Genomic DNA, 26,917 nt, shown 5'->3' with positions numbered 1-26,917 from the left:
AGATAAGATTAAAGGAGTAGAAGTAGCTAAAGCAAATCCTGCAACAGATAAAGACCTTGCACTTGTTTATGATGGAACTAAATGGGCTCCAGGAAAACCTAAAGTAGATGGAGATGATATTACTGATAAGAAAGATTTAAAAGGATCAGATGGTACTATTGTAGTGGATAAAGGAACTGGGGCAGTTCTAGTAGAAACAGATTTAAAAGTTGGATTAGGGACTATTAAGGATACACACTTAGCTACTGATGCTGCAAATAATGATAAATATTTAACTACAGATAAAGACGGTAAGCCAACATGGCAAGCACGTAATGAATCAGTAGTAGCACAAGGTTCAGGTGTTACAGTTGCTACATCTGGAAAAGTAGATGGGGTAACTACTTATACTGTATCAGCAGATTTTTCAGAGATTGACTTAAAAGGAGATGTGTCAGGAAAGGCGGATAGTACAAGCGTAGATAAGATTAAAGGAGTAGAAGTAGCTAAAGCAAATCCTGCAACAGATAAAGACCTTGCACTTGTTTATGATGGAACTAAATGGACTCCAGGAAAACCTAAAGTAGATGGAAATAATATTACTGATAAGAAAGAACTGAAGGTATTAGATGGTATTAGTATTACTAATGGGAAAGCTTCTGTGTTGAATGATGTTACTATTGGTATAGGTAATAATAGTGTTATGCCTATTAAAATATCAGCTGAAGATAAAGCTAATCAAGTTTTAGTAACAAGTGCTGATGGAAAAAAAGTAGAATGGGTACCTCAAAGTGATATTAAAACAACAGGAGCTGATTTAACTACTGATGGTATTATCGTGGTAGGGGATGCTACAACAGGAACTCAGCTAGCCACAGGAGCACTTCTTGAAGGAGTAAATTTGTCGATTAAAAAAGAATCTATTCTTAATGAGAAGATAGCACCTAGTACTCTTACAATAGATAAATTAGCTACTGTTCCTGAGAAAAAGAATATGCATTTAGTAACAGATATAAATGGTAAACCACAATGGGAAACTTTGAAAGGTAGCGATATAAAAATTACTACTAAACCAATAGCGACCAATGAAACTGTTGAGGGACAAAGAGTTTATACTGTTAGAATTATAAATGGAGAAGTAGAAACCCCTCCAGGGACAAGCTTAACGTATAATTCAGAAATAAAGGCTATTCCATTGAGTAATATAGATTATTTATTAACAGCTCATATTTATGATAGTAGTAATAAATTATTAATTAATGGTGTAACTGATGTAACTAATAGTAAAAATACATCTGTTAAATTCCGTTTTGGTAGTGGTAATTTTTATAACACTTTGCCAGTGGCTAAAAATTATATTGTTGTACTAAAATATGTATCTACAGAAATAGTTACTCCTTAAATATACAAGTAAGAGAAATAAAAAAAAGCAATAAGAAGAATTCTTCTTATTGCTTTTTTTATTTAGAAACAAATAGCAGGTAAGGGTTTAAAACAAATAATAGGATTTCATTTATCTCTATATGCATACCATTTATGGTATGATTTTTGGCTTTTTAATAGTAGATCTTTTTAAGATTTGATTAATCGTTAATATACCTAATCTGTGCTGTATCTATATTGATATTTGCTTAAATTAATACGATATGGGTATAAAAGTTTTAAAAATCAAATATTTTTAAAACTAAAAATTAGAAGTAGCTAAACGAAAGTTGATAGTTAAATTTTAAGATTTAATAAATTAATAAAAAAAGTATTCTATAAACAGTGTAATTGTTGTTAATTATTAAAATCGAATCTTGTAACGATTGTGAAAACGATATTTAATTGCTGTAAAAATTGTTAATAATTGAGTACTTTTAGGCTAGTTTATAACAAAGAGATATGAAAAAAAGGGTAATTACTATTGGAGTTTTAATGATGAGTGGATTAGCTTTTTCACAAGTTGGTATTGGGATAAGAGCACCGCACAAATCAGCATTATTAGAGTTAAAAGCAGATGCAGGTGAGTATAGAGGGGTATTGATTCCACGTATTCCTTTAAAAGACTTAACCGATAAATCGCTTATAAACAAAGGAGATGTAGCGACTAGCTTATTGGTGTTTAATACAACAGAGAATAGTGTGGTTACTCCTGGGTTTTACTATTGGAAAGGAAAAGAATGGGTTAGATTAGTAAATAATCAGGATGTTATTGATAATGTAGACAATTTTCCTCGAAATAAAGTATTAGGTGTTAAAGGGGATGACTTAGTATTAGAAGATACTAAAGGAGGAAAAGTGAACACTCCTATTAAAGACTTGAATATCATTACCACTATTAAGGAAGGTGCAAATGGTATATATACGTATACGAATGAGGCAGGTGTAGCACAGGTTATCAACGTTACAGGTAGTGTTATTAATAATATTACAGAGATACTGAAAGACGAACAAGTCGTTAATGAAATATATACTAATGTAGCTAATAATGGGAAGGCAGCTACTCCAGCAGATACTTCTATCAAGATCGATAATGGAGGGAAGGCTGTATTAAACCCAATGCAAGTCTCTGTAGCTGAGAAAGGTATTACACCTAATAAAATAGCACCTGGTGCAATAGGTACTTTTTTAATTACGGCTAAGAATGGAGATGTACAGTGGGTAAGTGCTACGGATGATTCTATAAAAGAAATCTTGTCACTGAACCAAGCAATTACGCTGCTAAAAGATAATGGTAATGGTACTTTGACATATTATAACGAAGCTTGTTTTGACAAAGACGGAAAATTTATAGAGGGATCAGTAGGAGAATCTTTTGATTCTAATACCCTACGTATCGAATCGACTAAAGATGGAAAGTATCTTTTCTTCGATGGAAGAAGTAAGGATATACCAGTGGCTACTATAGATGTGAAGCAGACTGTAGTAGAGAATATCACAGAGATATTAAAAGAGAATACTGTAAAAGAAGAAATATATAATACTGTAGCTGCACAAGGGAAAAAGGCAATAGGTGTAGATGCTGTGGATATCGTAGGAGGGGATAAGGCTGTACTGAATGGGATGACAATCTCTCTAAAGGATAAAGGAATCACTTCTGCTAAACTAAAACCAGGTGGCACTAAACAAATCTTAGTGACTACTACTAAGGGAGAAGTGCAATGGGTGAGTGCGACAGATGAAGTGATTAAGGATGCTGTGAAACACAATGAAAAGATTACAGTATTAGAGAATCATCACAATGGTACGTTTACGTATTACAACGAAAAAGGAGTGGATGAACAAGGGAATGTGATCAAGGATAAAGGAATTCATTTTGATGCAAATACCTTAAGAATAGAAGAGAGAAAAGGAGCAAAAGGTAAAGGGATATACGACTTCTACGATGGAATGAAAACAATCGAGAAAGGAACTCCTTTAATGACGATTAATACGCGTGCAAGTGCTATCGTTTTTGACAATACAACCAATATTGTGCAAGGAGATAACCTACAAGAGGTAATCGATAATATTTTACAAAAAATAGAAGTTGCTCAAGGTAAGCCTGCTGCTGTAAAGGGAAGTGGAATCTTGATTAACAATCAAACTGAATTAGCTGGCGCAGTATTAAAAGAAATGTTGTTAACTATAGCAGATGGCGCTATCAGTACAGATAAGTTGGTAGATGGTGCAGTAACTTCTTACAAACTGAGAGATGGCGCTGTTATTACTGAGAAATTAGGTAATAAAGCAGTGACAACAGCTAAAATAGCTCCTGGAGCAGAGAAACAGATTTTGGTAACTAAAAGTGGGAAAGCGGAATGGGTCACTGCAACAGACGAAGTGATTAAAGATATAGTATCTGCACATGAGGCGATAACAGTCGTTGTAAATAATGGAAATGGTACTTATAGCTATTACAATGAAAAAGGGGTGGATGCTAAAGGGCAACCTATTGAAGGAAAAGGGATGTTAATCGATGCGAATACGTTAACGATTGCAGATAATGGGAAAGGAGAATATATATTCAGAGATGGAGATAAACATCTGGCAACTATTGATATTCAAAAGACGGTAATTAACAATATTACAGGTATTCTGAATGATAGTAATGTACAGAATGAAATTTATAATACAGTAGCTGCGAAAGGACAAAAATTAGAAGCAGAGGATTCGTCTATCCATGTCGATGGTGGAGATAAAGCTGTTCTTACTAATGCGAAAATATCTGTAGCGAATCAAGGAATCACAACAGCGAAGATAAAGCCAGGAGCAGATAAGTATTTGTTAGTTACTAAAGATGGAGAAGTACAGTGGGTTCCAGCTTCAGATTCAATTATTGGAGAGGTAATAGATAGTAATGAGACGGTTACATTACTAACAGTTAATCCTAATGGAACGTTTACGTACCAAAATGAGAAGAATATCAAAGAGGGAACAGCAGGTGTTGAATTTGATGCAAATACGCTAAAAATAGAAGAGAAAAAGGGAGAAAAAGGAGTTTATATCTTTTATGATGGAAAAACAACTCTATCGGCACCTTTAATGACTATTGATGTAGCAGGTATTGTGATTGAGAATATCAAAGAAATACTAAATGATACTACAGTACAAAACGATATTTATACTACAGTAGCAGCACAAGGAGAAGCAGTGACTTCTCCTAAAGGATCTATTCAATTAACTGGAGGCGATAAAGCCGTATTAAATGCAATGCAATTAGATATTGCAAAAGATGGAGTAAGTACTGAAATGATTCAGAACAAAGCTGTAACACCTGCTAAATTAGCTCCAGGGGCTAAAGTAGGACAGCTATTAGTGACGAATGTAAATAAGGAGGCACAGTGGGTAGATGCAACAGATGAAGTGATTAAAGATTTCTTAAAAGGGAATCAAGCAATAACTGAATTAATAGATTTAAAGAATGGTAAGTTTACGTACTTTAATGAAGGTGATTATGACACTAATGGTGTGCGTAAACCTGAAGCTAAGGGGATTACATTTGATGCAAATACATTGACAATAGTTGAAGTTATAGGTGCCGATGGGAAAGGTAGTGGTGTATATAACTTCTTTGATAAAACAAGTGATACTAAACCAATAGGTACTATAAATGTAGCCGCTAATGTAATAGATAATATTACAACTATCTTAAATAGTGAAGAGGTAAAGAACCAAATATTCAATACAGTAGCCTCAAATGGTAAAAAGGTAGAGAGTACAGATGGCTCTATGGCTATAACTGGAGGGGATAAAGCTGCTCTAAACGCCTTGACTATTAATATTAAAGAGGGAGGGGTGACTACTTCTAAGATTAGTTCTAAAGGAGCTGCTCAGGGAACTGTATTAACAGCTGATGGTAATGGGAAAGTTGACTTCAAGACACCAACAGAATCTGTAGCGCCTGCTATGAAAGGTGACTTAGTAGGAGAGGATACGGTAATTAAGATAGAAGGAGGAAGAGATGTTCTTTTTGGAACAGATGGAAAGGAAACGAAGATATCTATTAATACAGGAGGAATTACAAGTAAGCATATTCAGAATGAGACAATCCAGAATGACGATATTAAGAATAAAACGATTCAAGCAGGTAAACTTGATGCAACAGGAGTAACAGCAGGAGCTGTAGCTACTGTAAATGCTGATGGAACTGTGTCTTATCAGCCGTTGACAAGTACTGTTATAACTGATAATGCCGCATCTTTAAAAACAGATGGTATTATTACTGTAGGTGGATTAATGGAGCAAAAAGGAACTTTGTTTACAGAAGCTAAGTTAGGTATTGTAGACAGTGGGATTAATACACTTCAACTGGCAGATAATGCTATAAAAAACAGTAAAATAGATACTGGAGCTGTCACCGTTGACAAGATTTCTGCAGGAGCTCTTGATAAAAAGAAAGTAATGGTGACGGATGATAATGGAGTGGTGAAATGGGGAGAATTAGATGATATTGTTACAGATGCTGCGGGTAATTTAACAACGGATAATATTATTGAATTGACAGTAGGAGATGGTGTTAATTCACTTTTTAACAATGTTGGATTAGGCATTAAAGACAATAGTATCACGAAAGGTAAATTGAGTTCTGCTGATGAAACTACGCCAGGAAGTAATATTGTCAAAGATAGAATATTGGTGACTGATGGTGATGGAGGGTTTGATTATGTTAGTAAAGATGCTGTTCTACAAGGAGGAAAGAATTTAAAGATAGGAAAATCGCTTGAGTTCACACAAGGAGATGGTCTAAGTGCTTTATTAGTAGAGACACATATTGATGTCGTTGATCAAGGAATCAGTACAGAAAAATTAGCTGATGGAGGAGTAACTCCTGCTAAGATTTCTTCTATTGGAGCAGATGAAAATGCTGTGTTAACAGCTGATGGTCAGGGAAAAGTTGCATATGTGAAACTTAGTGAAACTGCTTTTGCTGGAAAAGGAGCTGAGTTAAAATCGGAAGGTTCATTAAAGATCCCTCAAAATAATAAAGCAGTTTTAGAAGGAATAACTATTGATATTGCTGATGCAGGAGTTCAAAACATACATATCGCTTCTAAAGCTGTAACAGCAGAGAAAATAGGAACGAATGAGGCTGAAGGAAAAGTACTGACTTCTAATGGAGAAGGAGGAGCTGCATTTAGAACGCTAAAAGAAGTAGTTGGAGAGCAAGGTAAGGCCATAAAAGGGGATTCGGCTATTCATGTAGAGGGAGGAACACAAGCTGCACTTACTGAAGTAACACTTAGTTTGAATGAATTAAGTATTACTAATGCGAAGTTAGCAACTGATGCAGTATCGGGAGATAAGATCCAAAATCAGACCATTACTGCTACTAAAATGGTTGGGGAACAATCTAGAACGATATTGGTTACTGATGGTGGAGGTAATGTAAAATGGGCAGATGCAAATGAGAATGTGATTAAAGACATGGTTAAACATGTAGAATCATTGACTTTGTTGAGAGATAATACAGATGGTACATTTACTTATTTTAATGAAGATCAGGTAGACAATAAGGGGAATGTTGTTTCTGGAGCAAAGGGAGTAACTTTTGATGCGAATACACTAACTGTGGATACAAAAACTCCTGGGGTATATGTACTGAAAGATAAGTCTACAAAAGAGAATTTAGCTGTCATAGATACACGTGCAAGCCATATCATCTTTGAAGGAGATAATATCGAATACAATAATGTAGAGGAAGCTATTGTATCTATCACGAAGAAAATAGAACAATTAGAAAAAGTAGAAATACAGAAAGCTCCGTTATCAGGTAAAGGTATTTTAGTGGATGGTAAAGCGAGTGTAGCTGATGTTGTCTTTAAAGCTGTGGAGTTGAGTATTGCAGATAATGCGATTACTACTTCTAAAATTGTAGATGAGAATATAACTCCTCAAAAAATAAAAGGAGGAAAAGCAAAACAGCTTTTAGTTACGAATACTACTGGTAAAACAGAGTGGGTAGACGCTTCAAGTGATATCATTAAAGAGATGGTACAGACACAAGAAAGAGTGACTGTTTTAGAAGATAATGAGGATGGTACATTTACTTACTTTAGTGAGAAAGATATAGATAAAGATGGAAATAAAATAGGGGCTGGTGTTAATTTTGATGCTAATACCTTAAAAATAGAAGTAGCAGGTAAAGGAAAGTATGATTTCTATGATAAATCACAAGAGGCTCCTTTAGCAACTATTGACGTTGCTCATGATGTTATTGAAAATATTTTAGAGATTCTTAAGGAGGAAAAAGTTAAGGAAGAGATCTATAATACAGTAGTTGCTCAAGGTAAAAAAGTATCTACTGATAATGCTATTGAGGTAGTAGGTGGAGAGCAAGCAGCTTTATCAGAAATGACAATCTCTCTTAAAAATAGTGGAGTTACTACAGAGAAGATAAAAGATCAAGCTGTTACAGAGGAGAAGTTATTTGCTGGAGAAGGAAAAGAAAACTTCGTACCTGTGGTACAAAGTGATGGAACAGTAAGATATCAACCAATGTCTGCTGTAGTGACAGGGAAGATGCTTACACTTGATACTTCATTAACAGCAACAGGAGATACTTCAAAAGCGCTATTAGAGGCATTAGACTTAAAAGTAAGCGAAGCAGGAATAGGAAATGAACATTTACAAAGTCTGTCTGTTACATCAGATAAAATTAGTTCTAAACAAGGGGCTCTAATAGCAGGTAAAGGAGACGTGCTTACCGCAGATGGTGTTGGAAATACAGCTTTTTATTCAGCAAAAGAGATTGTCAATAAAGCAACTCAGCGAGATTTAAAAGGAGAAGAAGATGTTATCGTTGTAGAGGGAGGTGAGAATGTTTTATTTGGAGAAGCAATCGAAAAGACCATAATTTCAATTAATAAAGGTGGTATTAAAGGAGGTGATAAAGGACATATTGCTGCTGGAACTATTCAAGACTCAAATATTGCAAATCAGAGTATTACCATAGGTAAATTAAATGCAGAAAATGCACAAGAAGGTACAGTAGCTACTGTTGGAAAAAATGGAATAGTAAGCTATGAGCCTATAACTACTGCAGCTATTACAGGAAAAGGAAGCATCGCAGTAAGAGATGGTCTTACTGTTTCTGATAATGGAGCAGATAAAGTGTTCTCCAATGTAAGTTTAGGTATTGCTGATACGTCTATTTCTGTCAGTAAATTAGACGGTGGAGGAGCTGTAGCAGGGAGTGTTGCAACAGTAGGAGCGAATGGACAATCAGTGTCTTATCAACCTATTTCGACAACTATATTAGCTAACAAAGGTACATTATCTACAGACGGTGTAATCGTGGTGGATAATGGAGTAGATAAACTATTAGCTGATGCAAAAATAAGTATAGCTGATGGAGGTATTACTAACACACAATTAGGAGAAAAGGCAGTAATGGCTAATAATATTTCTTCTGAAGGGATAGGAGAAAAACATGTATTAGTCAGTGGAGAAAATGGTGAAGTAGTATGGGGTGAATTAGGAGATATAGTAACGAATACTGCTGGTAACTTAACTACGGATGATATTATTGAAATTACCCAAGGTGATGGTGTTAACTCACTATTAGCAAATGTTGGGTTAGGGGTTAAAAATAATAGTATTACAAGTGATAAGTTGAGTTCTAAAAAAGATAATGTACCTGTAGATATTGATTACATTTTAGTAACAGATGGAAAAGGTGGATTTGATTATGTTGAGAAAGAAGCTGTACAAGCAGGAGGAGTAGATTTAAATATAGGTACTGCACTTGAGTTCACGAATGGTACAACTGGTAAAAATGCTGTGTTAGCACCAACTTCAATTGATGTTAAATCAGGAGGTGTCTCAACAGATAAATTAGCTGTAGGTGCAGTAACAGTAGATAAGATATCTTCTGGAGATGCAGTAGCCAATACAGTATTGACTTCTATAGGAGAGGGAAAAGTTGCTTATAAGGCATTAAATAATACAGCCTTTGAAGGAGAAGGTGCAGACTTAAAATCAGATGGTTCTATTAAGGTAGGAGTAAAAGATAATAAGGCTTTATTGAAAGAAACATCGATAGAAATAGCTAAGGATGGGGTTAAAACAGAACACCTTAGTAGTAAAGCTGTAACAGTTGAAAAGATTAATCCAGAGAAAGCTGTAAAAGGAGCCGTATTATCAGTAGATGATAAAGGGAATGCTGTATTCCAAGGATTAGATGCAGTGGCTCAAACACAAGGAAAAGCTATAACTTCTACAGGGAAATCCTTGGAAATAGCAGGTAATAAGGCCGCATTACAAGATGTTAATATTGATGTAGCAATAGGAGGAATTAAGGCTAATCATATAGGAGCAAGAGAAGTAACTGTAGATAAAATAGCTTCAGGAGAAATGGGCGCTGGATTACTATTAGCTACTGATGGTCAAGGAGGAGCGGAGTTTAAAGATGTAGAAGAGGCGATGTCTGAGATAGGGAAGCCTTTAGCAGGAGGAACTGGTATTACGATTACTGGAGGAGGAAAAGAACATGCTTTATTAGGGGATGCAACAGTGAATATCGCTGAGAGTGGTGTTGGAGAGTTACAATTGGCTAATGGTGCAGTTACAACAAGTAAAATAGCAGCTAAGAATGTGACTTCAGATAAGTTAAGCTCTAAAGAGAAAGATAAAGTGGTAGATCCAGGAATGGTGTTGACAGCTGATGGAAAAGGAGGAGTAGAATTTAAATCTCCTTCAGGAGTTACAACAACAGGTGAATTAAAAGGGTCTACTATTATAGCTGTCAATGGAGGTAAAGATGCATTATTAAAAGAAGCAAGTCTTGATATTAAAGAAAGTTCTATTACTGACATTTACTTAGCAGATAATGCGGTTAGTACTAATAAACTTCAAGGTAAAGCTGTAACAGTTGAGAAAATAAAATCGAATAGTGGTACAGGAAATGCAGCCGCTGGAACTGTTTTAACAGCTGATGGAAGTGGAAATGTAAAGTATGGAAAAATGTCTGATAATGGTAAATTCCTTAAGACAGATGGAACAGGTCCAATATCAATTAAGACAGCTGATCATGGTCGAATTGTTTTGGAAGAAACAACAATCAATATAAAAGATAAAGGAATATCTCAAAAGTATATCGCAGATGAAGCAATCACCACAGATAAACTTGGATTGGGAGCTGTAACAACAGCCAAAATAGCGGATGATGCAGTAGGTTATAAAGAATTGAAGAAAGATGCTGTACATGATGATGTTATTCAAGATAGAGGAATTGAGAATAGGAAGATTAGTTCTCATGGATCTCCTGAATTTGAGGTATTAACATCAGATGGTAAAGGAGGAACACGTTGGGCTAAAGTCGCTGGAAATGATTCAGGAACAGGTGATTTAGATAATAGTAGTACAATTGAAGTGGCAAGTGGAGATGGTGAAGGAGCTCTATTTAATGATTTAACATTGGAAGTGAGAGAAGGAGCTATTGAGAACAAACATATAAAAGAAGAAAGTGTGAAGGTAGAAAAATTAAGCTCTTTAGATGCTGCTAATAAACAAGCTCCTCAAGGGCAAGTATTGGCTTCTGATGGGAATGGAGGAGTTGAGTGGAAAGATGGAGGAAGTGCTAATAAAACAGCGATGCCTAAATTCTTTTATGCACCATCATTCTATATTACAGTAGAGCCAGGAGAAGAAGAAACAATAGATGTTTATGAGTATTATAAACAACAGTTTGGGAATCCAAAAGTAGTAAACTCAAAAGCGCAGAGGAAAACATTACCTGTATTGAAACCTGTTGAATTAGATTATTATGTGCTTTATTATGATGAGGAAGTGTTTGAATGGGTTACTATTTCAGATTATGGAGATTTGGAATATAAAGTTAGGAATAATGCACAAGTGAGTACAAACACTTATTTTAATATAGTGTTTAGTGTAAGAGATTAAAGTTTGTCAAGCCTATTTTTATACAAAATAGGCTTCATTTAATTAGTTTAATAGAGATAATAAGATGAACAATAAAATAATTGTACTAATAGCATTAATCGTTACAAGTTTTGTTTATGGACAACAAGCACGAACCTTTCCCTATTTTCTTCCTCTAACGGGAGATGACAAGCCCAGTGTGATCACCGAGTACTTTGGACGTGATGTTTTTGAAAAATCAGAGCGTTATTCAGAAGATGGCTTAGCACTAACTTTTAAGACTTCTACTGGAGAAACACAGGAGTTTAGTGGTTTCGCCTTAGATGAAATCCCTTTTACCTCAGAGTTTGGTATTATAGTAGAGTTTAAATATGCTATGATAGACGGAGAGAAATTTAATAATCGGTATGGGGATGGAATGACTATGTTTTTATACGATAGTGATAAAACTTTTGAAATTGGAGGGCATGGAGCAAGTTTAGGATATACCTATAGAAATAGTGATTATGCTAATAGTGATGTAAAAGGGCTTAATGGAGGGTATCTAGCTGTAGGATTAGATGTTTATGGAGATTTTAAAGCAAGATCTGTTGCTTATGGAGAGAAAAAGGAAGGTATTGCAAAATATGATTGGTCAGAAGTAGGTAATCATGTTACTATTCGTGGAGCCCAATATTTGAATGACAGGTCCAAAGGATATCCTGTTTTATATACAATGAATGCAAATAATCAGTGGAAAGATAATAAGGCTTATTTAGATTATGATACTGGAGATTATCAGATTCGAGAAGATAATTTTACTAAACGTTTTGAGATGTATACAGGTCATGATGACAAAGGAAATATTAAGTATAATACAGTAATTGTTCTTATTTTTCCGGATCATGATAGAGGTGGAAGTTATGTAGAAGTTAAAGTAAAAGATGAATATGCTGATAATGGTAGAAGCGTTATTGATCGTTTTTTCTATCCCAATGAATTTAAGACAAAGGATCAGATGGGGAATTTATATGATTTTAAAACAAAAGTACCTGATAATTTTAAGGTAGGTTTTGCTGCTGCAACTGGAGGAGCTTATGAAAAGCATTTAATTAAAGATGTAAAAGTAAGTTTACCTTATGAACCGGATATGGATGATATGTTTGTTGAAATGTGTGGAGGGAATACTGATGGAAAAGAAGTTAAGATTGCTCCTTATGATGGAGCTTGGTTTTATAATGGATCAGTAAGTAATCCAAGTGGGGGAAATGATAAGAAGTATATCAATTATGATAGCTTCCGTTTTGAAGATGAGAAGGGATATGCTTTAAATTCAAGTAATCATTTTAAATATACTCAATCAGGTGTAGGTATCTGGGAATATGACTCTACTAAGGGAGAGGTAACTTTTGAAGCAACAGAGAATCTACCTAATGGAGAGTATTCTGTGTATTTCTCAGCGACAGGACAGAACAATGGACCGGGAGGATTTGGGCCTTTTGGACGAGAAGAATATCGATCTCGACCTACTAAATTGACAATAGCTGTTAAAGGATGTAAAGTGTTTTTTAACCCCAATATGCCAGTTAAAGTAAGAGTGAAATAATAGAGTAAGTATTGAAAAAGGGAAGCTAATTAATATTAGCTTCCCTTTTTTTATGCCTTTTTTTGAAATATGGATGTTGTATTTATTTGATTTTTTGATTTAAAATCAGCAAGTTAATTGTTGATTTTAAAGTTTCTTTTGTGATAAAATTAGTTTAAATGATGAATGAAAAAAGAATAGTAGGTCATTAATGCTATAACTGAGATTTTGTTTGTGGTATGATTTTTGTTTTTTGCTTATTGAATTACAGAATAGTATAAAAAACAAATATTTATAACTGTGATTTTCTATTACTAATTCAACCATTTTAATGGTATAGATAAATATAAAGGTTATGAAAAAAAAGGTAATTACAATTGGAATGTTAATGATGGCGGGGGTTGCATTTTCTCAAGTAGGGGTTGGGATAAGAGCACCACATAAATCGGCATTATTAGAGTTGAAGGCTTCTGAGGGAGAGTATAGAGGAGTGTTAATACCTCGTATTCCATTAAAAAATCTAACTGATGTTTCTGAAATAAATAAAGGTGATGTAGCCACTAGTTTATTAGTGTTTAATACTACAACAAATAATGTTTTAAGTACAGGTTTCTATTATTGGAGTGGAGCAAAATGGGTGAGATTAATCAATAATCAAGATATAATAGATAATATAGATACTTTTCCTAGAAATAAGGTTTTAGAAGTTAGAGGAGATGTATTAGTATTAGAAGATACTAAAGGTCTAAAAGTGGATACTCCTATTCAGGATTTAAATATTATTACTACAATTAAAGAAGGAGAGAATGGTACTTATATTTACAAGAATGAAACTGGAGAAGAAAGTATAATTAATATTACAGGTAGTGTTATTGACAATATCACTGAGATTTTAAATAATACAGAGGTAAAAGAAGAAATATTCAATACAGTAGTTGCGCAAGGACGCGCTATTACTGCTAAAGATAGTTCGATAACATTAGTCGGTGGAAGTAAAGCTGTTTTAGAAGAAACACAAATAGCTGTTGCAGATGGAGGAATTACAACAGAAAAGATAGCTGCAGGAGGTAATAAACAAATCCTAATCACGAATGCAAAAGGAGAAGTAGAATGGGTAGATGCAAGTGATGAGGTAATTATCGATGCAGTAAAGAATAATGAAACTGTAACAGTATTATTAGATAAAGGTAACGGAACTTTTGAGTACTACAACGAAAAAGCAATAGACGCTAAAGGTAATTTAATCGCAGATAAAGCAGTAAAGTTTAATGCCAATACATTAAGCATTGTAGAGAGAGAAAAAGAGAAAGGTATTTATGATTTCTTTGATGGAGAGCATAAAGACACGCCTTTAATGACGATCAGTACTCGTGCAAACTCTATCTATTTTGACAATAGTTCTACTACTATTGAAGGAGATAATCTACAAGAGGTAATCGAGAATATTATCACTAAAATAGAAGTAGCTCAAGGTACTCCATCATCTATAAAAGGAGGAACAGAGATCTTGATCAATGGAGAGAAAGAATTAGCAGATGCAGTGTTAAAAGATATGACTTTAAGTATTGCACCAGGAGCTATTACAACAGAAAAGATAGAAGCAGGTGGTAAGAAACAAATCCTAATCACGAATGCAAAAGGAGAGGTAGTATGGGTAGATGCTAGTGATGAGGTAATTATCGATGCAGTAAAAAATAACGAGACAGTAACAGTATTAGTAGATAAAGGCAACGGAACTTTTGAGTACTATAACGAAAAAGCAATAGATGCTAAAGGTAATTTAATCGAAGATAAAGCAGTAAAGTTTAATGCCAATACACTAAGCATTGTAGAGAGAGAAGGCAAAGAGAAAGGTGTTTATGATTTCTTTGATGGAGAGCATAAAGACACGCCTTTAATGACGATCAGTACTCGTGCAAACTCTATCTATTTTGATAACAGTTCTACTACTATCGAAGGAGATAACTTACAAGAGGTAATCGAGAATATTATCACTAAAATAGAGGTAGCTCAAGGTACTCCATCTTCTATTAAAGGAGGAACAGAGATCTTGATCAATGGAGAGACAGAATTAGCAGATGCAGTGTTAAAAGATATGACTTTAAGTATTGCACCAGGAGCTATTACAACAGAGAAGATCGAAGCAGGAGGTAATAAACAAATCCTAATCACCAATGCAAAAGGAGAGGTAGTATGGGTAGATGCTAGTGATGAGGTAATTATCGATGCAGTAAAAAACAACGAGACTGTAACAGTATTAGTAGATAAAGGTAACGGAACTTTTGAGTACTATAACGAAAAAGCAATAGACGCTAAGGGTAATCTGATTGAAGAAAAAGCAGTAAAGTTTAATGCCAATACACTAAGCATTGTAGAGAGAAAAGGCAAAGAACAAGGTATTTATGACTTCTTTGATGGAGAGCATAAAGACATGCCTTTGATGACTATTAGTACTCGTGCAAACTCTATCTATTTTGACAACAGTTCTACTACTATCGAAGGAGATAACTTACAAGAGGTAATCGAGAATATTATCACTAAAATAGAGGTAGCTCAAGGTACTCCATCTTCTATTAAAGGAGGAACAGAGATCTTGATCAATGGAGAGACAGAATTAGCAGATGCAGTGTTAAAAGATATGACTTTAAGTATTGCACCAGGAGCTATTACAACAGAAAAGATAGAGGCAGGTGGTAAGAAACAAATCCTAATTACGAATGCAAAAGGAGAGGTAGTATGGGTAGATGCTAGTGATGAGGTAATTATCGATGCAGTAAAAAACAACGAGACTGTAACAGTATTAGTAGATAAAGGTAACGGAACTTTTGAGTACTATAACGAAAAAGCAATAGACGCTAAGGGTAATCTGATTGAAGAAAAAGCAGTAAAGTTTAATGCCAATACACTAAGCATTGTAGCCCAAACAGATGGTACTTATGCGTTCTATGATGGAAGGAGTAAAACTGAACCAGTAGGTATTGTTGATGTGCCAGCAAGTGTAATTACTAATATTGAAGAGATATTAAATGATGAGAGTGTAGTTAATGTTATATATGATAAAGTAGCAGCAAAAGGAAAAGAAGTTACTTCTGTAGATGGCTCTATTCAAATAGATAATGGAGATCAAGCTACTTTGAATGCAATGCAAATTTCTATTGCAGAAGGAGGAGTTACACCAAATAAAATCCAAGCTGGTGGTAAGAAGCAGATCCTAATTACCAATGCAGAAGGAAAAGTAGAATGGGTAGAAGCAAATGAAGAAGTAATCAAAGAAGTAGTTCAGAATAACGAAAGAATTACACGTTTAGAAGCTAAGCCTGATGGTACTTTTATGTACTATAACGAATTAGCGGTTAATGAAAAAGGAGAGATTATAGGAGAGGGTGTTGAGTTTGATGCTAATACATTATCAATTGAAGAAAGTGCTAGTACACCAGGTATTTATACTTTCTCTGATAAGAAAGGAGTTATAAAAGACTTAGATATTCGTGCAAGCAATATCATTATAGATGATACTACTATTGGTTCAGGAAATGATAATGTACAAGATATCTTAGAAACTATTTTTGAAATAATCAATAATATTGATAGTCAAAAAAGAGATTTAAAAGGAAAAGGTATCTTAGTTAACGGAGGAGCTCTTGTTGAGAAAGCTCTTTTAGCAGAAGTGGAGTTATCTATTGATGATAAAGCTATTACAACAACTAAATTAGATACCAAAGCTGTAACAAATGCTAAAGTAGCTGATCATGCTATTACAGAAGATAAGTTATGGGCAGGAGAAGGTAGAGAAAAGCAAGTAGCTGTAGTACAAGCAGATGGTTCTGTCAAGTTTCAAGAACTTAATGCTGTCGTTACAGGCAAAATGTTATCTGTAGATAATTCTTTACTTGTTGAAGGAGATGCTTCAAACGCCTTGTTACAAGCAGTAGATATTAAAGTTAATGATTTAGGTATTGTAACCAAGCATATAGATCACAATGCCGTTACTGCTGATAAAATTGGTTCAGAAGATGCAGTTAAAGGATCAGTGCTTATGGCTCAAGGAAATGGAAATAGTTCTTTTGTTACACCCGATTCTATTATTGAAGGAACAATGCACGCTGATTTGAAAGGTGATGATGAAACAATTAAAGTTACAAATGGAGAGAATGTTCTTTTTGGGGATAAAGACAAAGAAGTGAAGATTAGCATTATAGGTAGAGGAGTTAAAGGTGGTCATATTGCTACTCAAACAATTATTGATGAAAATATTGCAGATACAACAATTACAGCAACTAAATTAAATGGCGGAATAAATAATGTAAATGCTGTTGCAACTGTTATTGATAATGAAGGAACAGTAGCTTATCAACCGTTAAAAGGTGATGCTATTTCGGATAAAGCATCTTTAAAGAGTGATGGTATTATTACTATAAATGGAGTTAATCAGCAAGAGGGAACTTTATTAAAAGAAGCTATTTTAGGTATTGCTTCCAAAGGTATTAATACTGCTCAAATTGCAGATAATGCAGTTGATAATTTACAGATAGCAGACTTAGCAGTTTCTTCTGATAAAATTACTTCTGGAACAGTAGGGACAGGTAGAGTATTATTAAGTGATGTAGATGGAAAAACGAAGTGGGGAGAGTTAGATGATATTACTACCCAATTAGCAGGTGATTTAACAACAGATGAGATTATCAAATTGACTTCTCAAGATGGAGATGGAGAGAAAGCTTTGTTAAAAGATGTGAAGTTGAGTGTGAATGACAATAGTATTACTAAGGATAAATTAAGTTCTAAAGAAAACGACGTTCCAGTAGGTAAAGATAAAATATTAGTTACCAATGATAAAGGTGGATTTGATTATGTGTCTAAAGGAGCTTTTGAATCTGGAGGTGAAGATTTATATGTAGGTAGTGCTTTAGAGTTTGTTAATAGTGATGGTTTAAATGCTGTTTTGGTAGAAACGACAATAGATGTAAAAGATTCGGGAATTAGTACTGAAAAGTTAGCTGATGGAGCGGTAACAATAGAAAAAATAACTTCTGGCGCTGCTAAAGAAAATACAGTTTTAACTGCTGATGGTAAAGGGAATGTTGAGTATAGAAAGCTTGCAGATAGTGCCTTTGAGGAACAAGGAAAAGATCTAAAAGGAGATAATTCTATTGCTGTTACTGCAAATAATAAATCCCTTTTAAGCGATGCTACAATTAGTATTGCAGAGTCTGGAGTACAAACAAAACATATTAAAGGAAGAGCGGTTACAGCAGATAAGATAGGTGCTGAGGGGACAAGTAACGGTTTAGTATTGGTAACTAAAGATGGAGGTGCAGAATTTTCTCCTATATCGGATGCAATTGCTGGAGCTGGAAAAGAAATTAAAGGAGGTAGTGCTATTGAGGTGACGAAAGGAAATAAAGCAGCGTTGCAAGATGTAAGTATTGATGTTGCTAATCTTGGGATTACGAATGCTAAAATAGCAGAAAGAACAATCCAAGCATCTAAATTTGATGCAAAGGGTAATGCTGCTGGAACAGTATTAACTTCTTTAGGAGATGGTGAAGCGAAGTATATGCCATTAACTCAATATGCTAAACCATTAAAAGGTGATTCATCAATTGAAATTTCAACAGATAAAGGGGTATTATTAGCAGATGCTACTATTAAAGTAAATGATTCAGGAATTGATACAAAACATTTAGGAGCAAAAGTTGTCACAACTGAAAAAATATCTTCTAAAGTAGATGATGGAGTAGCAAATAGACAACAAATCTTAATGGCTGATGGACAAGGAGGAGTTTATTTTGGAACTTCAGAGAATGTAGTAACTAAAGGGAATATTAATGAAGGAACTACAATTAGCGCTACTAAAGGAGCTACAGGAGCAGTATTACAAGATGTCACTCTTGAGGTAAAAGGATTGTCTATTGATACAGGACATATTAAGGACAATGCAATATCTCCTGCTAAAATTAACACTAATGCAGTAACTGAAGATAAGATAGATACTAATGCAGTAACTTCAAGTAAAATTGCTAATAACGCAGTTACTACAGACAAAATCGCGAATGATAATGTAACTAACTATAAAATACTAGATGGAGCGGTTACGACGAATAAAATGAGTGCTGGAAATGCTACAATTGGTCATGTACTAACAGTAGAGAAAGATGGTAAAGTAGCTTTTAAAGCCTCAGATGTTTCTAAAGGGAATATTAAAGAGAGTGAGACTATAAAAGCAGATAATGGCATAAATACTGTTTTAAAGGACGTAACACTAGAGATAAAAGGTGCGTCTATTCAAACGGGGCATATTGCTGATAATGCAGTAACACATAATGAAATAGGTGATGAGGTTATATACGGAAGAGTAATTGCAAACCAAGGTATTGACGAAAGTAAGATTGATGCAGATAATGCAAAATCAGGACAGGTTTTAATGGCTAATTCAAATGGCGGTGCTTATTGGGGAGATGTTAAAGCAGAGATTTTTACAGGAGATTTCTTAAAAAGTAATACAATCGAAGCAGAAGATGGATCTGATGCTTTACTTAAGGATGTAAAACTCGAAATAAAACTTGGATCTATTGAAACACAGTATATAGCAGATAATGCAGTTGGTACAGCTGAGTTAAAAGATGAATCAGTAACCAGTGAGAAAGTAAGTTCTCATGGAGCTCGTCCTAATGAGGTATTAACTTCAGATGGTAGTGGTGGAGCACATTGGGCGCCAGTTTCAGGAGGAAGTGATACTGGTTCTGGAGATTTTGAAGAAAGTGATACAATTGAAATTGAAGGAGATGGAGATGGAGCATTCTTTAAAGATGTAAAACTTGAAGTAAAAGAAGAGTCTATTGAAAATAAACATATTGTAAATGAGTCAATCAGAGTAGAGAAAATAAGCTCTTATGGTGCTAGTGAATTTGAAGTAATGATATCTGATGGTCGTGGTGGTGCTCGTTGGGAAAAACCAGAAAATGTTATTGCATCACCTAAGTTCTTTTACCTACCAGCAATTTATGTAGAAATGGTATCAGGTCAAAGTAATTCTATAGAGTTATACGACGAATATAAAGAACAATTTGGATCACCAATGTTATCAAGTAATGGGAAATCTTCTTTACCAGTGTATGGGAAATATGATTTAAATTATTATGTAACATACTATGACAAAAATGTGTTTGATGATGTAAAATTAGATAATGATGGAGAATTACATTATAAAGTAAAACAAGGGGCTAAACCAACAGGTAGAACATTTTTCAATATCGTGTTAGAAGTGAAATAATAATTAATATCCCTAAGAAGAAATAATCTTTTTAGGGATTCAAAAAAGACGTATGAAAAAGTATTATTATTTAATGATAGCGTGTTTAAGTTTATTGACTTTACAGGCACAGCAAACTAAGAATGGTTCTTACGAATATCCTTTAACAGATATTGATTATAATAATTTACCTTCTTGGATAGCAAATGATTTTGGGAAAGGAACTTTGTCAGGACCTACTGGTCAATCGAGATATACTTCAGAAGGGATTGTATTAACTATAAAAAGAGCCACAACAAGTGCTTTTGCCATTACTGATTTAAATCTTGATTTGCGCAAAGGAGCAAAGTTTGAGTTTGAGTATGCGATGGCTTCTGTAAACTGGAATGATGCACAAGGAGCTCAATACGGAGGAGGGGGAATGACTTTCTTTTTATTTGATGCAAAGGAAAAGCTAAGCATGGGATATGTAGCAAGTGCTTTAGGGTATTCTTTTAATGGATCAACTGCGGGAGGATCAACTGCAATCAAAACAGGATTAGGAGGAGCTTATCTAGGTATTGGTTTTGATTTAGATGGTAATAACAAAGAGAGAAAAGGTTTTGGAATGCAAAGTTACGAAACTCGTGAAGGACTTACAGAACAAAGATATAAAGATGCAGGTTTTACAGATCCGTATATTGATTATGATTTTGGTCGTAATATTTTTGGAACTTATTACAAAAATCATATTACATTAAGAGGAGCTGGACAAGGCAATGGTTATAAAGGAAATCCTTTGTTGTTGACTAAATATTTTGGAGGTCAAAATGCAGTAAATGAAGTTGCAATGGCTACTTTGGATTATAATACAGGTGATTATAATTTTAGTGGGAGTTATGAAGGAGATGATTTTAATATAGCTGATGGAGGAGCTGATTATAGTCCTAAATTTCAAAAAATAGAAGTAGAGCTAAGACCAGATGGAGAAGAGGGAATGTATGTGACAATAAAAGGTAATGGTAATGTATTAATTGATAATTTTTACTACAAACATTCATTTAAAACCTATGGTGATGGTAAAGTAGTAAACAATAAATATGAGGATTATCAATACAATTATAATACACGTATTCCAGATAGAGTTAATATTGGTTTTGCAGCTACTACCATGGATCTCAATACCCAAAAAACAATTATTAGAAATGTAAAAGTATCACCTATCGATGATAATGGAGGAGGAGATGAAGAATTTACATTAGAAGAACGTGTTGAAGAGTTGTGTGTAAGTGATTCTGGAAATAGTAATGGAGCAAGTATTGAACTTGAATTATCAGATAGTAACGAGTATAATTTAGATAAAGATACTTTTGAATTTACAGATGAACATGGTAATTATTTAGGAGGGTCGTCTTATAATCAGTCTGGTGTTGGCAAGTGGGAATATAGTTCTTATTACAATGAAGTTACATTAACTATCTCTGATGATGATTTTGAACCAGGGGATAAGGCTGAGGTCTATTATACTATTGAAGGGGATAATCGCAGTAATGGAAAAAGAGGTAAGTCTCGTCCTACAGCTATTACTATTGATGGTATTGCTTGTGGAGCTATAGCTAATCCCCAAATTAGCACTAAAAGTAATCAATAATAATGATTTATAAAGAAATAAAATATAGAAGAAGGAAGCTTATAGTTTCCTTTTCTTATTGATAATAATATGCTCATTTGATATGCTTTGAGTCTGTTTTTGATCTTTATTATAAGCAATTATAGCCTCATAACTTTAAAGAGGTTATTTGACATGTAAAAGGATGTGGAATATTGATGAAAATCCTGCAAAATATTCTAAAAAAATGCCAATACTCTCTTCGATAAAAGCTTTTGAAACCTCTTGAATTATCAAATCTGTAAAAGTGCATATTAACAGAGAATTGGCTTAAAAAAACACCTTTTTGTGTGTTGATTTTTTTGTCTTGTAAATTATATTTGTGTACTTTTTATTTGTTAATGTATGGGTGATTTTGAATTAAATCCATTTTATGAGTTAATAATAGACGATTTAGTGAATCGTAAATACTCGGTGGTTGACTGTTTTTTTTCGGAAGAAGAGATCAACTTGTTAAGAGCAAATTTGCTTTTAAAACAAGACTTACACAGTTTTAAAAAAGCAGCTATAGGGCAGGCAAGTAGCGAACAAATAGTAGAAGAAATTAGAGGAGACTCTATCTTATGGTTAGATGAGAAAGAACCTGATGAAGTAGAGCAGATGTATTTCAATAAAGTGAATCACTTCTTAGAATATGTAAACAGAACTTGCTATCTAGGTATTCAAGAAGGAGAGTTTCACTATGCGTGTTATCCTCCAGGTACTTGTTATAAGCGTCATTTAGATATTTTCCAATCAGATAGCCGTAGAACGCTGTCTGTAGTGTTATATTTGAATGATCAAGAATGGACTCCAGCTTATGGCGGAGAGTTAGCACTTTACCTACAAGACGAACATGGAAATGAAAGAGAAGAGATTGTACATGCCTTACCAGGACGCCTTGTCGTGTTTGACAGTAAGAGTATAGAACACGAGGTGAAGATGGTAAATCATACTCGTTATAGCATTACAGGATGGTTAAAGACTAGATAAGTAAAAAGCCTTTATATGTTTTATCATATAAAGGCTTTTTCGATTTATAGAAATAATGAGTAAACTATTCTACTGCTGTATTTAATTTTTTCTCTTGCTTATCTTTGACTAGTTTCCACGAGTATAGTGTGATAAGTGGAACGATGATCCAGAATAAATCAATAAGCAGGATATCAGAATAACCTTTAGCCCAACTTACCCATATCCAGTTACCTGTCATGACACCATTAAAGATAGGAATAGTAAGACCAATAATACTTCCGACTAATAAACAGTCTCTATTGGTTTTATAAATATTCTTTCTAATGCTTAATAAGATCGTGATAGCTAACCAAGTCCAGAAATAAAAGGAGTAAACAAAGTTTTGCCCTCCTGTTGGGTTTAGTTTTACTGCTATAAACGCCAATGCCGTTACAGGATACATAGATAAGCAGATAGCCATATAGATATTTGCTAGCCAGAAGTTAAACTTGCGTTTGTGTTCAGGAACATTCTTTTTATCTCTGGCCACTAACCAGATCAGTACTCCAGATATAATGACTATACATCCAGCTATCCCTACTAAGAAGTAAACGATACGAGTCGCTAAACCTCCGAAAGAACCAAAGTGAAGTAAATAAACTAAGTTAGAGAATATATAACTATATCCAGGGTTTTCATTAGGATTACTTATCTCTTCTACTTCTCCTGAGTGAATGTGATATTTTATTTCTCCACGACTATTTAACTGTTTTTCATTATGCGCTCTACCACTGATGGCTACAGTCATACTTTCATCCCCATAATTAAGTATAGAGATATTAGAGATATATGGATCATCCCATTTTTCTACTGTTTGAAGAATATAGGCGTTTAGATCTATTTCTTTATCAATGGCTTTATGTTGGTATACGATCTCTTTAGCTCCTCTATCTTGTGAAGTATCACTACTAAATTTATCTGCATCACCACCATAGCCTAATGCGATAATAGTAGCTGTTACTACTCGATAGTTTAATAAGAAATAAGCTCCTGTAATAGCAAATATTAACTGAAATGGAAAGGTGATAACCCCCAATGCTGTGTGTAAGTCAGTCCATACGGTTTTTAGTTTTTCCCAAGGTCTAAATACATAGAAGTTAGATACTATCTTTTGCCAGTGTACAAGTAAGCCTGTAATAAGTGCAAAAATGTAAATGAAAGAAACCAATCCTGCTAAAAAGTATCCAAAGGGAGAGATATGTATATTAACTAAACCATTTAATTGAGCAAAAAAGTGAAGTCTATATAAGAATTCTCCTAAAGAATAGGAATCCTCATAACTGCTTTTTTCTTCTGTAGCAATATCGTATAGTCCGAAGGTACGTTCTTTTGCTTTAGGTAGAAGGGTATCTTGTGAAGTAGAGATATTGTAGCTCATCAATCTACTCTTGTCTTGCATACGGAAATAGATGTTTCTGCCTTGTAATCCTATTTGATTGTCCAGAGAGTCTAATAGAGTATGGTAATTAATAGACTGAGGTGCTATTTTTTCTTGTGGTTTATTACTTTGCCAATTCGTTATTTCAGTTCTAAAAAAAGAGAACGAACCTGCGAAGAAGATAACGTATAGTAATACTGTAATAATAATCCCACTTATGGTGTGTAGGTGGAAGTATTTATTATAATTTCTAATATTCATAATAGTGATGTGTCTTGTGTTTAGGTATGTATTGGAGCGATTAAATAAGGTGAATAAAAAACCAGTGTTAACACGATATAGACTAGCCATATTTTATATCCGTTGCCAATGATAAAGGCCATAATGAATAAGATAGTCCATAATACATATCCTGTGACGAACATCGTTGTATAAATAGGATGAGAAGGGAAAAAGTACATTAAAAACATGTGAAACGTTGTACTTACTAAGAATCCTCCGAATAGACCTGCAGTTATCTTCAGTATACGTTGTATAACCGAACTTTCTAAATGCTTTTTATTTGCGGGCATAATTAAAATATTAGTAGTTCTAGAAATAATCCTAACCCTATAAAACTAACGATGTGTTTAGTCTTAAATGATAACATAGGATATAATGTTAGAATAGCAGAACCAATAAACATTAAGAAGATAAAGAACGTTAAGCTTCCTACTCCTAGACCTTCATAAATAGACTCTGTTGTTAAGGCTATTATTAATAGTGAGTAAGCGATAATCTTGGATAATTTAGTGTTTGACCTAATCCACGTAGTTAATGTACACTTCTTCTCATATTTTACTTTCTGAGAAGTGTTATATAGCATAAAGAAAGCAAATGCTGTAATTGAAAATAATAAAGTATGCATTTTATTTAGATTGAGTATAAACAAATGTATAACATATTTTATAGTTTTCAATAACAAAACATTAAACTTTTTTAGGAGCTAAATTATTATTGTTTTTAATTGATAATCAGTTGTTTGTTTTTATTTTTGATTGTTTTGTAAGAACGAAAAAGCCCAATTGTACATACAATTAGGCAGTTGATATTAGCTGATTATCGCTTATTAAATGGTCTGAGTCTAAATTACTTTGTTTTGATAACCCCATTTCGATATAGGTTTAAGGCTTCTTGTAGAACATCTATTATAGCATCAATAGGTAAATCAGCATTGGCATTTATACTTAATGTTTTCATGCGCTTTCTACTTCCTATTTCTAATAAAGGATGTTCTATACGCATTCCCTCCACTATTAAGAGGTAAGGTGTTTTAGGTTCTTTAGTCAAAGCGAGAAAACAGAACATACGATTCTTATAGCTAAAACAAGGAGTCCCCCATTTTAACGACTCTGTGACATGATCATCTAACTGTAAGATAATGTTTCTTAGTGCTTGTAAGCAACCTCTATTGGGTTCTTCTTGTCGTAAATAGTATTGTTCTGTTTCTTTCATAATTGTTATTTTATAGCTATATAAATGCTTACTTCAGCATCTTGTGGGTTCATGGCTTTTTCGTCATATACTTCAAAATCAGCTGTGTATTTTCTATCCCACTGTTGTTCCCATATTTTAAACCACTCATTGATAACCAACCCTTTCGTTAGATCTCCAGTAGCAGTTATTTTATTATAAGTACTTGCTTCTATAGTATGCCCTATCATACCTTCAGGAATATCAGATAGGTCTGTTACCTCACAACCAATGATAGTAGTATAAGGCATGGTGTGATCTCCTTCATAATTGGTATACATCGAATAAACGGCAGTACATACTTTGTTTGGTATACGGTTTAATACATCTTCTTTCCAGAAGCGTTCCCATAATAAAGGAATGTCATTAGCTGCCTTGTTTTGTTCATTGGTAGTGCGTACTTTTATTCCGATGATGTAGAATTTGTTTAAAGTTACTTGATTCATAATACATGAGTTTAAGATTATGTAGCAAAGTTAGGTTCCCCTTATGACATAGGTATGTCAGGGGGGGGGTCTTGTGGGTAATATTTTTCTCTACACGCTTTTAAGTATTGCTCCATCGTGATTTGATGAGGTTCGAATGTTTGTAAGGTATCTTTTAAGTGTTGGATACAATCTAATCTAAAAGCTCTAAAGTCTTGTCTTAATCTACAGTAGGCTATTAATATCCAATTGTCCTGCGTAGTATAGATAGCAAAGGGTTCTATGTCTCGCTGACTCTTTTGGTTTTCTAAAGACAAATAATCAATAGCAAGCACCTGATGATTGACAATAGCAGTCTGTATTTGTATTAAGTAATCACTCGTCTGTGCTTTATCAGGATTATCTCTTACGATTATTCTTTGAGAGAGCAGATCAGCTTTATCTTTTTGGGTGTAGCGCAGTACAGCTTTTAGTTTGAGAATAGCATTTTGATATTGTTTGATTAGAGAAGCATCTTTATTCTTTAATATCAGTTGCTCAGCAGTGATAAGTGCATTAGCCTCTTCTTGTGTAAACATGACAGGAGGTAGCGCATACCCATCTACCAAAGAGTATCCTTTACCTTCTTCTGTATAAATAGGAATACCAGATTGTTCTAATGTTCTGATATCTCTATACACCGTACGTATACTTACATTGTGTTTTTCGGCTATCTCAGTAGCGGTTACGATACGCTTAGATTGTAATTGAGTCACGATAGCTGTTAATCGGTTTAGACGAGGTTTACTTTCTGACATAAGACTACAGAGAATTAGATTTATTG

General features: G+C 34.1%; 11 protein-coding genes and 1 pseudogene. 6 read left to right on the top strand and 6 right to left on the bottom strand.

What is annotated here, in order from left to right; genetic code table 11:
- The 6 genes and pseudogenes from AABL87_RS10580 to AABL87_RS10555 all read left to right on the top strand — a co-directional run.
- A pseudogene (locus AABL87_RS10580) lies at positions 1-1,381 on the top strand (hypothetical protein); the annotation flags it as partial.
- A 482-nt stretch (positions 1,382-1,863) separates the two neighbouring features.
- Positions 1,864-11,343, top strand: a complete 9,480-nt coding sequence (locus AABL87_RS10575) for a hypothetical protein (protein WP_341277320.1) — start codon at positions 1,864-1,866, stop codon at positions 11,341-11,343.
- 64 nt (positions 11,344-11,407) lie between these two features.
- Positions 11,408-12,907, top strand: coding sequence for a hypothetical protein (locus tag AABL87_RS10570; RefSeq protein WP_006264273.1), 1,500 nt, complete (start codon positions 11,408-11,410; stop codon positions 12,905-12,907).
- A 334-nt stretch (positions 12,908-13,241) separates the two neighbouring features.
- On the top strand, positions 13,242-20,159 hold the full coding sequence (locus tag AABL87_RS10565; RefSeq protein ID WP_341277319.1) for a hypothetical protein: 6,918 nt from the start codon (positions 13,242-13,244) through the stop codon (positions 20,157-20,159).
- A 52-nt stretch (positions 20,160-20,211) separates the two neighbouring features.
- Positions 20,212-21,768, top strand: a complete 1,557-nt coding sequence (locus AABL87_RS10560) for a hypothetical protein (protein ID WP_006265848.1) — start codon at positions 20,212-20,214, stop codon at positions 21,766-21,768.
- A gap of 363 nt (positions 21,769-22,131) precedes the next feature.
- The gene (locus AABL87_RS10555) at positions 22,132-22,758 is read left to right on the top strand and encodes a 2OG-Fe(II) oxygenase (RefSeq protein ID WP_006258608.1); all 627 of its coding nucleotides are present in this window, start codon (positions 22,132-22,134) and stop codon (positions 22,756-22,758) included.
- 64 nt (positions 22,759-22,822) lie between these two features.
- On the opposite strand, the gene AABL87_RS10550 is transcribed toward AABL87_RS10555, so the two are convergent.
- The 6 genes from AABL87_RS10550 to AABL87_RS10525 form a co-directional block, all read right to left on the bottom strand.
- On the bottom strand, positions 22,823-24,418 hold the full coding sequence (locus AABL87_RS10550) for a PepSY-associated TM helix domain-containing protein (RefSeq protein WP_341277318.1): 1,596 nt from the start codon (positions 24,416-24,418) through the stop codon (positions 22,823-22,825).
- A gap of 20 nt (positions 24,419-24,438) precedes the next feature.
- On the bottom strand, positions 24,439-24,729 hold the full coding sequence (locus AABL87_RS10545; protein ID WP_341277317.1) for a hypothetical protein: 291 nt from the start codon (positions 24,727-24,729) through the stop codon (positions 24,439-24,441).
- A gap of 2 nt (positions 24,730-24,731) precedes the next feature.
- A complete protein-coding gene (locus tag AABL87_RS10540) occupies positions 24,732-25,064 on the bottom strand; it encodes a hypothetical protein (RefSeq protein WP_225581760.1) in 333 nt (110 codons plus the stop codon).
- Between the two features lie 221 nt (positions 25,065-25,285).
- Positions 25,286-25,651, bottom strand: a complete 366-nt coding sequence (locus AABL87_RS10535; protein ID WP_006264266.1) for a DUF1801 domain-containing protein — start codon at positions 25,649-25,651, stop codon at positions 25,286-25,288.
- A 5-nt stretch (positions 25,652-25,656) separates the two neighbouring features.
- A complete protein-coding gene (locus AABL87_RS10530; RefSeq protein ID WP_341277316.1) occupies positions 25,657-26,115 on the bottom strand; it encodes a GyrI-like domain-containing protein in 459 nt (152 codons plus the stop codon).
- Positions 26,116-26,156: 41 nt separating this feature from the next.
- Positions 26,157-26,891: a helix-turn-helix transcriptional regulator gene (locus AABL87_RS10525; protein WP_341277315.1), complete on the bottom strand. Its 735-nt coding sequence runs from the start codon at positions 26,889-26,891 to the stop codon at positions 26,157-26,159.
- Between the last annotated feature and the right edge of the window lie 26 nt (positions 26,892-26,917).

The organism is Myroides sp. C4067 (assembly GCF_038039665.1).
Taxonomy (GTDB): domain Bacteria; phylum Bacteroidota; class Bacteroidia; order Flavobacteriales; family Flavobacteriaceae; genus Flavobacterium; species Flavobacterium odoratimimum.
The sequence above is the reverse complement of the archived record's forward strand: the minus strand, read 5'-3'. Positions and strand labels throughout refer to the sequence as shown.